This window comes from Ideonella sp. A 288, from assembly GCF_002198735.1.
Lineage (GTDB): Bacteria > Pseudomonadota > Gammaproteobacteria > Burkholderiales > Burkholderiaceae_C > Pseudaquabacterium.
Genome location: NZ_MWLO01000074.1, coordinates 23,773 through 37,373 on the forward strand (window position 1 = coordinate 23,773; position 13,601 = coordinate 37,373).

Consider the following 13,601-nt stretch of genomic DNA (forward strand, 5'->3'; position numbering starts at 1 on the left):
CGGCGCGCCCATCAGAACCGCTCCAGTTCGGGGAAGGGCAGCAGGCCCTTCTTCACGTGCATCTTTCCGTACTCGGCGCAGCGGTGCAGCGTGGGGATCACCTTGCCCGGGTTGAGCAGGCCCTTGGGGTCGAAGGCCAGCTTCAGCGCGGTCATCTGCGCGCGCTCCTCGGGCGAGAACTGCACGCACATCGAGGCCAGCTTCTCGACGCCCACGCCGTGCTCGCCGGTGACCGTGCCGCCCAGCGCCACGCTGGTTTCCAGGATGTCGGCGCCGAACAGCTCGCAGCGGTGCAGTTGGTCGGGGTCGTTCGAATCGAACAGGATCAGCGGGTGCAGGTTGCCGTCGCCGGCGTGGAAGACGTTGCAGCAGCGCAGGCCGTACTTGATCTCCATCTGCTGGATGGCCAGCAGGATGTCGGCCAGGCGCTTGCGCGGGATGGTGGAATCCATGCACATGTAGTCGGGGCTGATGCGCCCCGAGGCCGGGAAGGCGTTCTTGCGGCCCGACCAGAAGCGCATGCGCTGCGCCTCGTCCTTGCTCACTTCGACGCGCGTGGCGCCGCAGCCGGTGAGCACATCCAGCATGCGCTCGATCTCCTCGGCCACCTCTTCGGGCGTGCCGTCGCTCTCGCACAGCAGGATGGCCTCGGCCGTCAGGTCGTAGCCGGCGTGCACGTAGTCTTCCACCGCGGCCGTCATCGGCTTGTCCATCATCTCGAGCCCGGCCGGGATGATGCCCGCGGCGATGACCGCGGCCACCGCGTCGCCGGCACGGCGGATGTCGTCGAAGCTGGCCATGATGCAGCGCGCCACCTGCGGCTTGGGCGTGAGCTTGACGGTGACTTCGAAGATCACCGCCAGCATGCCCTCGCTGCCGACCACGGCCGGCAGCAGGTCGAGCCCCGGGGCGTCGAGCGAGCGGCCGCCGAAGGTGATGGGCTCGCCCTCGACCGTGAAGCCGCGCACCTCGAGCACGTTGTGCAGCGTCAGACCGTACTTCAGGCAGTGCACGCCGCCTGAGTTCTCGGCCACGTTGCCGCCGATGGTGCAGGCGATCTGGCTGCTGGGGTCGGGCGCGTAGTACAGGCCCAGCGGCGCGGCGGCCTCGCTGATGGCCAGGTTGCGCACGCCGCACTGCACGGTGGCGGTGCGGCTGGTGGCGTCCATCGACACGATGCGGTTGAACTTGGCCAGCGACAGCGTCACGCCCAGCGCATGCGGCATGGCCCCGCCCGACAGCCCCGTGCCGGCGCCGCGCGCCACCACCGGCACATCCATCGCGTGGCAGGCCTTCAGCACCGCGGCCACCTGGGCCTCGGTCTCGGGCAGGGCCACCACCAGCGGCATCTGGCGGTAGGCGGTGAGGCCGTCGCACTCGTAGGGCGTGGTGTCCTCGCGCCGGTACAGCAGCGCGTGGGGCGGCAGCACGGCACCGAGCGCGGCCACCACCTGGGCCTGGCGGGCGGCGCGGTCGACGGCGGGGGCCGCGGCGGGATCGGACGCCGTCAGCGTGTGCAATTCCTGGGGCGCATTCATGGGCGGGCTCCAATGGCGCAGGCACTTTACCCCGCAGGCAGAGGCCGCGGGAACGCAGGGCGACCCGGGGCGGGGGTGTGAAAACCCCCGGGCCGCCGGGCACTCAGTTGTCTTCGTTGACCATGTCGATGGCCCCGCAGGGGCATTCCGCGGCGCACATGCCGCAGCCCTTGCAGTAGTCGAGGTTGATCGCGAAGCGCTGCCCCGGGCCGAGCTTGATCACCGCGTTGTCCGGGCACACGCCGTAGCAGTTGTCGCACTCGAAGCAGTTGCCGCAGCTCAGGCACCGGCGCGCCTCGAACAGCGCGTTGTCCTCGGTGAGGCCGCTCTGCACCTCGTCGAAGCTGCTGGTGCGGCGGGCCAGGTCGAGCTGCGGGCGCACGGTCTTGGGCGCGTCGCTGTAGTACCAGGGGTTGATGCGCTCGAAGGCGGCCGGCGCGTGCTTGGGCGTGGGCGGCAGCGCGTTGCCGCGCAGCCAGGCGTCGATGTGGCGCGCGGCCTTCTTGCCGTGGCCCACCGCGACGGTGACATTGCGCTCGGCCGGCACCATGTCGCCGCCGGCGAACAGGCCCGGGTGGCCGGTCATCATCGTAGCCGGGTCGACCTGCACCACGCCGTCCTTCAGCTCGAGGCCGGGCACGCCGTCGAGCAGCGACAGGTCGACGTCCTGGCCCAGCGCCAGCACCAGCGAATCGGCCTGCAGCGTCTCGAACTCGCCGGTGGGCTGCGGGTTGCCCTTCTCGTCGAGCGTCATCTTCTCGATCGTCAGCTGGTCTTCGTTGGCCTGCTTGATGGTCGACAGCCACTTCACCATCACGCCTTCTTCCAGCGCCTCTTCCACCTCGAAGTCGTGCGCGGGCATCTTCTCGCGGGTGCGGCGGTAGACGATGATGGCCTCGGTGGCGCCCAGCCGCTTGGCTGTGCGGGCCACGTCGATGGCGGTGTTGCCGCCGCCGTAGACCACGACGCGGCGGCCGAGCATCGGCTGGTCCTCGCCCTCCATGCTGCGCAGCACGCTCACCGCGTCGAGGATGCGCGAGCTGTCCTTGGCCGGGATGAAGGCGCGCTTGGCGATGTGCGCGCCCACCGCCAGGAAGGCCGCGTCGTAGCCGCCGTCGACCATGGTCTGCGCGATGTCGGCCACCTTGGTGCCGAGCTGCACGGTGACGCCCATGTCGACGATGCGCTGCATCTCGGCGTCGAGCACCTCGCGCGGCAGGCGGTACTTGGGGATGCCGAAGCGCATCATGCCGCCCATCAGCGGGCCGGCCTCCATCACCGTGACGCCATGGCCCTGGCGCCGCAGGTGGTAGGCCGCCGACATGCCCGAGGGCCCGGCGCCGACGATCAGCACCTGTTTGCCGGACTGCTGCGCCGGCGGCTCGAAGCGCCAGCCCTGCTGGATGGCCTGGTCGCCCAGGAAGCGCTCGACCGAGTTGATGCCCACCGCCGAGTCGATCTTGCCGCGGTTGCAGGCGCCTTCGCAGGAGTGGTAGCAGACCCGGCCCATGATGGCGGGGAAGGGGTTGTCGCGCGTCAGGTGGCGCCAGGCCGCTTCGTAGTTGCCGCTCTCGGCGTGGAACAGCCAGCCCTGGATGTCCTCGCCGGCGGGGCACTGCGCATTGCAGGGCGGCAGCCGGTCGACATAGACCGGGCGCTGGGTGCGCCAGCTGCCGGTCTTGTTGGCCAGGGACGAACCAACGTCCAGCGTGATGGCGTAGGGCTTGTGCATCGTGGTCATTTCAACCCCTCGTCCGATGGGTACATCGGCCGATCCCCCGAGGGGATGCGGGCCGGCTTGGGAGCGGCCCGGCGCTCGGCCCGCAGTCGCATGGTTGACACTGGCTGTCTCATGGCTTGTCCTCGTCGAGCAGGCCGAAGCGGCGGATGTTGCGGTCGGCGCGGGCCTGGATGGCGGCCAGCGTCGCGGGGTCGGCGCTCTTGCCGAAGAGGTGGGCGAAGCGCTTCTGCGGTTTCAGGTACTCCTCCACCGGCACGCGGTGGCGGATCTTGGTGACCGCGGTGACCTCGCCGTGCTCGGCATCGAACACCGGGAACAGCCCCGTCTCGCGCGCCAGCCGCGCCAGGCGGATGGTGTCCTGCGAGGCCGCGCCCCAGCCCAGTGGGCAGGGCACCAGCACGTGCAGGTAGCGCGCGCCGCGGATGCTCATCGCCTTCTCGACCTTGGCCTCGAGCTCGCGCAGGTCGGCCACCGTGGCGGTGGCCACGTAGGGGATGCCGTGGGCCATGGCGATGGCCGGCAGGTTCTTGCCCTGGCCGAACTCGGCGCCCGGGTGCGGGCCCACGGCCATCGTGGTGGCGGTGCGCGCGGCCGGCGGCGTGGCGCTGCTGCGCTGCACGCCGGTGTTCATGTAGGCCTCGTTGTCATAACAGATGTACAGCACGTCGTCGTTGCGTTCGAACATGCCGCTGAGGCAGCCGAAGCCGATGTCGGTGGTGCCGCCGTCGCCGCCCTGGGCGATGACGCGGGTGGCGCTGGCCGGCAGGCCCGCCTTCAGTGCCTTGACCTTCAGCGCCGCGGCCACGCCGGTGCCCACCGCCGCGGCGTTGCCGAACAGCGAGTGGATCCAGGGCAGCTGCCAGGACGTCTCGGGGTAGGGCGTGGAGAACACCTCCAGGCAGCCGGTGGCGTTGACGGCGATCAGCTGGTTGTCGGTGGCGCGCATCGCGGCGTCGACGGCGTAGCGCGCGCCCAGCGCCTCGCCGCAGCCCTGGCAGGCGCGGTGGCCCGAGTTCAGCGAGTTGCTGCGCTGCTGCGACGACTGCAGGCTGCGCTGCCCGGGCTCGAGCAGGCGGTTGCCGACGGTGAAGGTGCCGGTCTGGTAGAACTTGACGGGGGCATTCATGATCAGCTCACTTTCGAGGCCACGGTGCCCAGGTCGCGCAGCAGGCTTTCGGCCACCGGCCCGCTGCGGCGCACCGAGCGCTCGCGCTCGAGGTGGCGATTGACGATGCCCCAGTCCAGGTCGAGGAAGGTCAGGGGCTGCAGCTGGTCGATGATGGCCTCGCGCAGCATGCGGTTCAGCGAGGCCTTGGTGATGGCGCGGCCGCCCAGGCCGGCGACCACCGTGTAGCCGTGCAGGTGCAGGCCCGACAGCGCCAGCCGCACGTCGGTGGAGACCACGCCGCCCAGGCCCACCGAGAAGCTCTTTTCCAGCACCACCACCCGCTTGGCGCCCTGCAGCGCGGCGCGCACCGCGGCCAGCGGGAAGGGGCGGAACGAATGGATGCCGAGCACGCCGACCTTCAGGCCGCTCAGGCGCAGTTCGTCCACCGTGTCCTTGATCGTGCCCAGCACCGAGCCCAGCGCCACGACGATGGTGTCGGCGTCCTCGCAGCGGTAGCTGCGCACCAGCCCGCCCGAGGCGCGGCCGAAGCGCGCGGCGAACTCGTCGGCGATCTGCGGGATGCGCTCCAGCGCCATCGTCTGCTTGGCGTGCGCCAGGTAGCGCACTTCCATGAAGGCCTCGGGGCCGACCATCGCGCCGATCGACACCGGGTCGGCCGGGTCCAGCACCTGGCGCGGCTCGTAGGGCGGCAGGAAGGCGTCGACCTCCGCCTGTGCGGGCATGTCCACCCGTTCCACTGCGTGGGTGAGGATGAAGCCGTCCATGCACACCATCACCGGCATGCTCAGCTCTTCGCCCAGCTTGAAGGCCTGGATGTGCAGGTCGAGCGCCTCCTGGTTGGTCTCGGCGAAGAGCTGGATCCAGCCGCAGTCGCGCTGGCTCATGCTGTCGCTGTGGTCGTTCCAGATGTTGATGGGGGCGCCGATGGCCCGGTTGGCCACCGTCATCACGATCGGGAGGCCCAGGCCCGAGGCGTTGTACACGGCCTCGGCCATGAACAGCAGGCCCTGGCTGGCGGTGGCGGTGTAGGTGCGCGCACCGGCCGCCGAGCTGCCGATGGCCACGCTCATCGCGGCAAATTCGCTCTCGACGTTGATGAACTCGCAGGGCGCGAGCGTGCCGTCCTTCACCAGTTCGCCCAGGCCTTCGACGATGTGCGTCTGCGGCGAGATCGGGTAGGCGCAGATCACCTCGGGCCGGGACAGTGCCACCGCCTTGGCGACGGCTTGCGAGCCTTCGATTTGTTCAAGCATGAGTTTGCTCCAGGAGTGCTTGCCGGACGTGATCGTAGGCTTGCCGGGCCGCCGCGATGTTGCCATCTGCCACCTTGCCTGCAAAGCGATCGCGGATCGCGTGCTCCACTGCGTCCAGCGACACCAGCCCGGACAGTGCCGCGAAGCCGCCCAGCAGCACTGCGTTGGGCAGCGGCCGGCCGACGTGCGCCATGGCGATGTCGGTGGCCGGCACCGTCTGCAGGCGGGCCCGGGCGGCGCCCTGGGCCAGTTCGGCCAGGCCCAGCTCGTCCAGGCTCTTGCGGCTGTTGATCAGCACGTAGCCCTCGGGCTTCAGGCCCTGGAACACGTCGACCTGGTGCAGCAGCGTGGGGTCTTGCACGATCAGCACGTCGGGCGCCAGGATGGGCTCGCGCAGCCGGATCTCGCGGTCGTCGATGCGGCAGAAGGCCACCACCGGGGCGCCGGTGCGCTCGGAGCCGAAGCTCGGGAAGGACTGCGCGTGGCGGCCCTGCTGGAAGGCCGCGATGGCGAGCATGTCGGCGGCCGTGACCACCCCCTGGCCGCCGCGACCGTGGATGCGGATCTGCAACATTGTGGATTCCTCTCTGGGGCGGGGCCGGTGAGGGCGGCGTCGTGACACCGCCCGTGGCCCCCGGCAACCGTGCAGGTCAGTGGATGACCATCAGCGTGAACGGCCACACATAGGCCTGCAGCGTCACGTACAGGCCCACCAGGCAGGCCAGCGCGATCGAGTGGAAGAACACGTAGCGCAGAATGTCGCCTTCGTGGTTGAACCAGCGCGTGGCGGTGGAGGCCACCACGATGCTCTGCGCGTCGATCATCTTGCCCATCACGCCGCCGGAGCTGTTGGCCGCGCCCATCAGGTTGGGCGACAGGCCCAGCTGCTCGGCCGCCACCTTCTGCATGCCGCCGAAGAGCACGTTGCTGGCGGTGTCGGAGCCGGTCATGGCCACGCCGATCCAGCCCATCAGGGTGCCGAAGAAGGGGTAGAACACGCCGGTGTTGGCGAAGGCCAGGCCCAGCGTGGTGTCGGTGCCCGAGAAGCGCGTCAGCGTGCCCAGGCCCAGCATCAGCACGATGGTGAGCAGCGAGTAGCGCACCAGCCAGAAGGTGCGGAAGAAGGTGCGCACGATCTCGACCGGGCGGTACTTCATCACCAGCGCGCCGATGACGGCCGCCAGCAGGATGCCCGTGCCGGTGGCCGACAGCAGGTTGAGCACGTAGACGGCCGATTCCTTGTGCGGCGTGGGCACCACCGGCGGCACCTTCTCGATCAGGTTGTGCAGCCCGGCGATCGGGAACGAGGGCGCGAACAGGCTGTTCAGGAAGGCCTTCACCGGCGGCAGGCCCCAGATGAAGACGAACACGGTGAGGATGAGCCAGGGCATCCAGGCCTGCACCAGGGCGGCACGCGAATGCTGCACCATCACCCGCGGCGGCTTGGCCTCAGCGGCGCTGATGTCGCGCCCGCGCATGGTGGGCGAGGTCCAGATGTTCTTGGGCTGCCACACACGCAGGAACAGCACCAGGCAGACCATCGACACGATGGCCGCGATGATGTCCACCAGCTCGGGGCCGATGAAGTTCGACACCAGGTACTGCGGGATCGCGAACGACAGGCCGGTGACCAGGATCGCGGGCCAGATCTCCATCATGGCCTTGCGCCCGGCGAAGGCCCAGATCAGCCAGAACGGCACCAGCAGGCTGAAGAAGGGCAGCTGGCGGCCGATCATCGCGGTGACTTCCATCAGGTCGTAGCCGTGCACCTTGGCCAGCGTGATCACCGGCGTGCCCAGCGCCCCGAAGGCCACCGGCGCGGTGTTGGCGATCAGGCTCAGGCCCGAGGCGGCCAGCGGCGAGAAGCCCAGGCCGATCAGGATGCCCGCGGTCACCGCCACCGGCGTGCCGAAGCCGGCCGCGCCCTCGAAGAACGCGCCGAAGCAGAAGGCGATCAGCAGCAGCTGCAGCCGGCGGTCTTCGGTGATGCCCGACAGCGAATCCTGCAGGATCTTGAAGCTGCCGTTCTGCTCGGCCAGCTGCTGCAGGAAGATGATGTTCAGCACGATCCAGCCGATCGGCAGCAGGCCGGTGAAGCCGCCGTACATCGCGGCGCGGCCGGCCATGTCGGCGGGCATGCCGTAGGCGAAGATCGCCACCACCACGGCGGCCAGCAGGCCCAGGCCCGCGGCGATGTGCGCCTTGATGTGCAGGAAGCCCAGCGCCACCAGCATCACCACCACCGGCACGGCGGCCAGCAAGGTGGAGATGACCATGTTGTGGAACGGATCGTAGATTTGCTGCCAGACCATGGCTTGTCTCCTGAAGATTGCAAAGGGATGCGTGTGGAGACATGCCGCTGTCTTGGGCTGCGCGAACCACATAACGCGCTGTGCCGACGGATGCCTCTCGGATGGGAAGCGATGGTGCAGGCGCTGCTGCGCCGCCGCGTGAAACTTGCCGCGCCATGGCGTGAGCTTTTTTCACGCTGTCAGGAGACGTTCAGGCGGGGGGTGGTTTTGGGGNGTTTTGGGGGTCGGGGTACGGGTTATCCCTCGTGGATCTCGGCTTGATCCACGAGATGAGCGACCGAAACGACTCTTCCGATCGTCCGGCCACCACCAGCCAGCCATGCCATGCGGCGCAGTTTTGCAACCGGCTTCCCAGGCGTGCAGGCGTGCACGCCTGCGCATTGATTGCGTCCCGCGGAGTTGCAGGCGCGGAAGGCGCCGTGGAACTGCTCGGCCGTGAAGGGAATCAAGCGGCCCGCCGATGCGTCAGTTCGAAAGCGCCAAAGCCTCCGGCGTCGCGTGCACGCCTTGCCTTGTGCGCCGCCTCGCCAAAAGCGATGCCGTGGAGCGTGGCGGTGAACATCGTGCGCGCCTGCCCGTCACCGGGCGGCTGCCCTGGGCGAAGAGACTGCGCGCTGCAGCACGACGGGTCTTTTCGACACTGCACCCACCACAGCCTGCGATGAAGGACCCGCGTCGCTCTGTTCGCACTCGCACAGACGTTCACTCGCAGCGGATCTACCGTGGGGGAAACGAGGTTGGCCTCTGGCGGGATCTTTCCACCGTGACCGTCACGAGAACGGCGACGGCACCAACCCTCGGAAATCACTGGAGCAGGCATGAAAGGCTACGTTCAGGACATCGAGTCCATCGCCACCGGCAATAGCGACTTCCGGCGCGTTCTCTACACGGCGCGGAACTGCCAGTTGGTGGTCATGTCGCTGAAGCCCCAGGAAGACATCGGCGCGGAGGTCCACCAGCTGGACCAGTTCTTCCGTGTCGAGGCGGGGCGCGGCGAAGCGGAGATCGACGGCGTCCGGACGGCGATTCAGGCCGGTCATGCCGTGATCGTTCCTGCCGGCGCCAGGCACAACATCATCAACACCGGCCCAGAACCGCTGAAGCTCTACACGCTCTACGCACCGCCCAACCATCGCGACGGGGTGGTCCACCCCACGCGGGCCGACGCGCAGGCCGACACCGAGCACTTCGACGGCAAGGCATCGGAATGACGCTGCGGAACACACCAGAACGGTACGGGTCGATTTCGATCGGCCTGCATTGGTTGATGCTGGTCATCCTGATCGCCGTCTATGCCTGCATCAACCTGACCGACCTGTACCCCAAGGGGAGCGAGCCCCGCGAGGCACTCAAGACCTGGCACTTCATGCTGGGCCTGACCGTGCTTCTGCTCGTCGCGCTGAGGTTGGTGAATCGCCTCGCGGGCGGAAGCCCGGTGGTCAGCCCACCGCTCCCGCTCTGGCAGCGGCGGCTCGCAAGCGCCATTCACTTCGCCTTGTACGCGCTGATGCTCGCCATGCCCATCCTCGGCTGGCTCTCGCTGAGTGCCGCCGGCAAGCCAGTTCCGTTCTTCGGTGTCCAACTGCCAGCGCTGCTGGCCGAGAACAAGGACCTCGCCGAGCAACTGAAGGAGGTCCACGAGACGATCGGCACGGTCGGCTACTTCCTGATCGGCGCGCACGCCCTCGCGGCCCTGTTCCACCACTACGTCACCCGGGACAACACGCTCCTGCGCATGCTGCCGGGCAAGGCCTAGGTGGACATGCATGACAAGGTGACCCACATGAAACTGCTGACGAACGAACTCCTGATCGGCGCGTTGCTGCTGATGCACGCCACCCCATGGGCCGCAGAGCCGATGCCTTCCGTCAACCTGGTCGGTCGTGCGGTGCCGCAGATCGACAGCCTTCCCGAAGGCCCGTATCGCGCCCTCGTCGTGCAGGGCCACGAACTCAGCACCCGCACCTTCGCATGGATCGGCCCGGAGGTGAAGGATCTGCGCAAGCGCCTTGCCGGCAACAACCTGGCCTGCACCTCCTGCCACCAGGCCGACGCCGCCAAGCCATTCGCGATCCCCTGGGTGGGTGTGACAGCGACCTTCCCGCAATACCGCGGACGCGAGGACCAGATCAGCACGGTGGAAGAACGCATCAACGGCTGCATGGAGCGCAGCATGAACGGCAAGCCGCTGCCCCTGGATGCGCCCGAGATGAAGGCCTTCACCACCTACATCGCCTTCCTGTCCAGGGGCGTGCCCGTGGGCGCGCAGCTCGAAGGTGCGGCCGTCCTGCAAAGCGCGGTGCCCAACCGACGTGCCGACCCCGACGCCGGCAGCGTCGTCTACGTCGCCAAGTGCGCCGTCTGCCACGGCGCCGATGGCCTGGGCAAGCGCACGGGCCAGCCCGGGGATGCCCAGGGCTACACGTTCCCGCCGGTGTGGGGGCCGGACAGCTTCAACAACGGTGCCGGCATGAACCGCCTGCTCACGGCGACACGCTTCATCCGCCAGAACATGCCGCTCGGTGCCAGCCACACGGCGACGGTGCTGAACGATGATGAAGCCTACGACGTGACGGCCTTCGTCCTGTCCAAGCCGCGCCCGATGAAGGCCAACCTGGAGGCCGACTTCCCGGCACGGTGGAACAAGCCGATCGACGCGGCGTTCCCGCCCTACATGCTGGGCGCCTCTGCCGACCAGCACCGCTACGGACCCTTCCCGCCGTTGGCTGCCAAACAACGCGAAATGGCCGACAAGCGCAAGGCCGACCTGGCGGCGAGCAAGCCGCCTGTGGCGGCAGCCCCGGCCAGTGCACCACCCGGCAACTAGTGTTGGGTTTTGCCGCTCGAGCTTGGGTCAATGCTCTTTGCCGGTGTGGATGGCACCATTGAGCCGCCCGGCTCTGGCACCCCCTACACCGCCAACGACCGCGACAGCCACTCCACGAATGCCGCGCATTCCCAGCGTTCCAGCGTGCCGGGCTTCCAGCACAGGTGATGGTGGTAGGGCGACGGCACGCTGCGCGGGGACAGCCGAACCAGGCGGCCGCTGTCCAGCCAGGCGGCGGCCAGTTTCAGGCGGGTGAGGGTGACGCCGAAGCCGGCCGCGGCGGCGTCGAGCATCAGCCCCACGTCGTTGAACTGCGCGCCCTCGCGCGGCTCGGGCAGGGCGATGCCGCAGGCCTTGAACCAGATGTTCCAGGGCACCAGCGGGCTGCGGATCAGGCGGGCCCGGCCCACCTCGTCGGCGGTCTCGAAGTGGTCGTCGAAGGGCCCGGCCTCCAGTTCGTACTCGGGGCTGCACACCGGGCAGACATCGTCGGTGAGGATGCGCACCTGCTCCATGTCGGTGTAGGGGCCGGTGCCGAAGCGGATCTCGAGGTCGGCGTCCTCGGCCTTCACGTCGAGCAGCGGGATCGACACCTGCAGCACCAGTTCCACCTCGGGCCAGGCGCGGCGGAAGGCGGCCAGCCGCGGCATCAGGATCTGCCGCGAGAAGGTGGGCGTCACGGCCAGCCGCAGCCGCGCCACCGGGTGGGCCGCGCCGCTGTGGCCCGGCACCTGCTGCAACGCCTGCAGCGCCACGCGCACCTGCGCCAGGTAGGTGACGCCGTCGGTGGTCAGCCCGAAGTCGCCGCGGGCGAACAGGCGCAGCCCCAGCTGCGTTTCGAGCTGCCGCATGCGGTGGCTCACCGCGCTGGGGGTGACGTTCAGTTCTTCGGCGGCAGCGCTCACGCTGCGGCGGCGCGCCAGCGCCTCGAAGGCCAGCAGGCACTGGATCGGCGGGATGCGCGGTGGGGCCATCGGCGGGTGGGCCTCAGTGGGCCGGCCAGCGCACCGCGTGCAGCACATGCCGCTGCAGCGGGTGCCCGGCCAGGCGTGGGTGGTCGAATTCGGCGATGCGCGACAGGCCCAGCCGCTGCATCACCGCCTGCGAGCGCACATTGCCCAGCGCGGTGAAGGACACCAACGCGGGCAGCCGCAGCGTGTCGCGGGCCAGTGCCACCAGCAAGCCGGCCGCCTCGGTGGCATAGCCGTGGCCCCAGGCCGCACGGGCCATCCGCCAGCCGATCTCGACCGGCGCCTCGCCGAAGTCGGCCAGCGGCGGTCCGAAGGGCCGCAGGTCGAAGGGCGTGTGGGTCAGCCCGACGAAACCGGCGAAGCCCAGCCCGGGCACCTGCAGCGCCCAGTGGCCCCAGCCCTGCTCGGCCATCCGCGCCCGCGCGCGGCCGACCATCGCGTCGCTGTCGTCGCGCGACAGCGGGGCGGGAAACCAGCGCATCACCTCGGGGTCGGCGTTCATCGCCGCGAACGGCGCCAGGTCATCGTTCGACCAGGGGCGCAGCGTGATGCGCGGGCCGCGCAGGGTGGGGGCGGCCGGGGTCATCGGACTACCCTCCGCGCTGCGCGCTGCGGGATTCGCGCTTGGGAGCGGCCCGGCGCGCTCATGTGCCCACGAACACCGTCAGCACCCCCGTGTAGCCGTACAGGTGGTGCCGGGCGATCTCGCCGGCGGCGAAGAAGCCGACCAGCGGCACGTCGCCCAGCGCGTGCTGCACGATCTGCGCCTCGGCCGACGCGCCGCCGAAGTGCGGGCCGCCGCGGCCCGAGCAGCTGACGAAGACGGCCCCGGCGATGCGCCGCGCCGGCTGGCCGGGCACGGGGCCGTCGCCCTCGATCTCGTCGCGGATCTCGGCGCAGATGCGGGTCAGGTCGCGCCGCGCCGCGTCGACGTCGCGGCGGCAGAAGGCCAGTTGCTGGCCGGGCTCGACGGCCTCGGCGATGGCGATGCCGCCGCGGTCGGGGTCGATGCCGATCAGGTGGCGCACCCGCGTGTCGGCGCCGAACTGGCCGCCGTGGGCCAGCGCCGCGGCGTCGCCGTCGGTCAGGCCCACCAGCGTGCGGCGCATGCCGGCCAGCGCCTGCTGCGGCCGGTCGAGCGTCAGGCCCAGGTCGGACAGCAGCGCCGGCAGCGCCGGCTGGCCGTCGAGCTCCAGCACCAGGTTGCGCTCGCAGTCGGTGATGCGCCGCGTGGGGCCCACCGGCTGGCTGCCCTGGGTGACGCGCGAGACCATCGCCACGCCGGCGCCGAAGGCCACGCCCGACAGGCCGCCCTCGAACACGCCGTCGGCGATGTGCAGCGTGCGGCCGCGGGCGCTGGCCAGGCCGCCGAAGAGGTAGCCCGACGTGGTGCGCTCGGCCAGTTCGCCGATCAGCTCGTCCAGGTCGTGCGTGGACGGGTCGGCGTGCACCAGCGCGCTGAAGGCGCGCTCGTCGATCGGTCGCCGGCCGTTGAAGAGGCTGAACTGCGAGGCCGGCAGGTCCGACAGCAGCAGCACCAGCGCCGGTTCGTCCAGGTACTCGACGCCGCTGGCGATCACGCCGATGCCCACGCTGCCGGCCCAGGCCACGCCGGGCCAGCGCTGCTGCAGTTCGGCCAGCAGGGCTTCGGCGGCGGCGGCGTAGTGGTCGGTGAGGTAGACCAGCCCCAGCGTCGGCGTGAAGGCCGGCGTGCGCGCGGCACGCTGCGCATCGATCTGCGCCGCGACCAGCGCCAGGGCCATGCCCGCGTCCGGGTGGGTGGCGTGGGCGCTCAGGAACCGGGGCATGTGGCGTCCGAGGGGCTGGGGG

12 protein-coding genes are annotated in these 13,601 nt (G+C 69.8%); 3 read left to right on the forward strand and 9 right to left on the reverse strand.

The features are described from left to right. Window positions 1-11 precede the first annotated feature (11 nt). The 6 genes from EOINJALH_RS05975 to EOINJALH_RS06000 all read right to left on the reverse strand — a co-directional run bounded on the left by EOINJALH_RS05975 (window position 12) and on the right by EOINJALH_RS06000 (window position 7,973). Window positions 12-1,538, reverse strand: coding sequence for an FAD-linked oxidase C-terminal domain-containing protein (locus EOINJALH_RS05975; RefSeq protein ID WP_088279406.1), 1,527 nt, complete (start codon window positions 1,536-1,538; stop codon window positions 12-14). Between the two features lie 103 nt (window positions 1,539-1,641). Continuing rightward, window positions 1,642-3,270, reverse strand: coding sequence for an NAD(P)-binding protein (locus EOINJALH_RS05980; RefSeq protein ID WP_088279419.1), 1,629 nt, complete (start codon window positions 3,268-3,270; stop codon window positions 1,642-1,644). A gap of 118 nt (window positions 3,271-3,388) precedes the next feature. Continuing rightward, the gene (locus tag EOINJALH_RS05985) at window positions 3,389-4,405 is read right to left on the reverse strand and encodes a thiamine pyrophosphate-dependent enzyme (protein WP_088279407.1); all 1,017 of its coding nucleotides are present in this window, start codon (window positions 4,403-4,405) and stop codon (window positions 3,389-3,391) included. 2 nt (window positions 4,406-4,407) lie between these two features. Further along, window positions 4,408-5,661, reverse strand: coding sequence for a transketolase C-terminal domain-containing protein (locus EOINJALH_RS05990; protein ID WP_088279408.1), 1,254 nt, complete (start codon window positions 5,659-5,661; stop codon window positions 4,408-4,410). After that, window positions 5,654-6,235 carry a 2-oxoacid:acceptor oxidoreductase family protein gene (locus EOINJALH_RS05995; protein WP_088279409.1) on the reverse strand — a complete coding sequence of 194 codons (582 nt, stop codon included), beginning with the start codon at window positions 6,233-6,235 and terminating at the stop codon, window positions 5,654-5,656. Before EOINJALH_RS05995 ends, EOINJALH_RS05990 begins: the two co-directional genes overlap by 8 nt. 76 nt (window positions 6,236-6,311) lie before the next feature. After that, window positions 6,312-7,973: an L-lactate permease gene (locus EOINJALH_RS06000; RefSeq protein WP_088279410.1), complete on the reverse strand. Its 1,662-nt coding sequence runs from the start codon at window positions 7,971-7,973 to the stop codon at window positions 6,312-6,314. Between the two features lie 818 nt (window positions 7,974-8,791). Between EOINJALH_RS06000 and EOINJALH_RS06005 the strand changes: the two genes are divergently transcribed. From EOINJALH_RS06005 to EOINJALH_RS06015, 3 genes are read left to right on the forward strand one after another with little or no spacing between them, the layout of a single operon-like run. Next, window positions 8,792-9,184 (forward strand): cupin domain-containing protein, encoded by a 393-nt coding sequence (locus EOINJALH_RS06005; RefSeq protein ID WP_088279411.1) that lies wholly within the window; start codon window positions 8,792-8,794, stop codon window positions 9,182-9,184. Next, window positions 9,181-9,729 carry a cytochrome b gene (locus tag EOINJALH_RS06010; RefSeq protein WP_088279412.1) on the forward strand — a complete coding sequence of 183 codons (549 nt, stop codon included), beginning with the start codon at window positions 9,181-9,183 and terminating at the stop codon, window positions 9,727-9,729. Before EOINJALH_RS06005 ends, EOINJALH_RS06010 begins: the two co-directional genes overlap by 4 nt. A 27-nt stretch (window positions 9,730-9,756) precedes the next feature. After that, entirely contained in the window at window positions 9,757-10,800 is a 1,044-nt protein-coding gene (locus tag EOINJALH_RS06015) for a c-type cytochrome (RefSeq protein WP_088279420.1), read from the forward strand. Window positions 10,801-10,883: 83 nt separating this feature from the next. On the opposite strand, the gene EOINJALH_RS06020 is transcribed toward EOINJALH_RS06015, so the two are convergent. The 3 genes from EOINJALH_RS06020 to EOINJALH_RS06030 form a co-directional block, all read right to left on the reverse strand. Next, on the reverse strand, window positions 10,884-11,774 hold the full coding sequence (locus tag EOINJALH_RS06020) for a LysR substrate-binding domain-containing protein (protein ID WP_088279413.1): 891 nt from the start codon (window positions 11,772-11,774) through the stop codon (window positions 10,884-10,886). Window positions 11,775-11,787: 13 nt separating this feature from the next. Next, the gene (locus tag EOINJALH_RS06025; RefSeq protein ID WP_088279414.1) at window positions 11,788-12,357 is read right to left on the reverse strand and encodes a GNAT family N-acetyltransferase; all 570 of its coding nucleotides are present in this window, start codon (window positions 12,355-12,357) and stop codon (window positions 11,788-11,790) included. Window positions 12,358-12,415: 58 nt separating this feature from the next. Beyond that, window positions 12,416-13,601: FIST N-terminal domain-containing protein (locus tag EOINJALH_RS06030; protein ID WP_404872739.1), on the reverse strand; the 1,186-nt coding region annotated here is incomplete at its 5' end.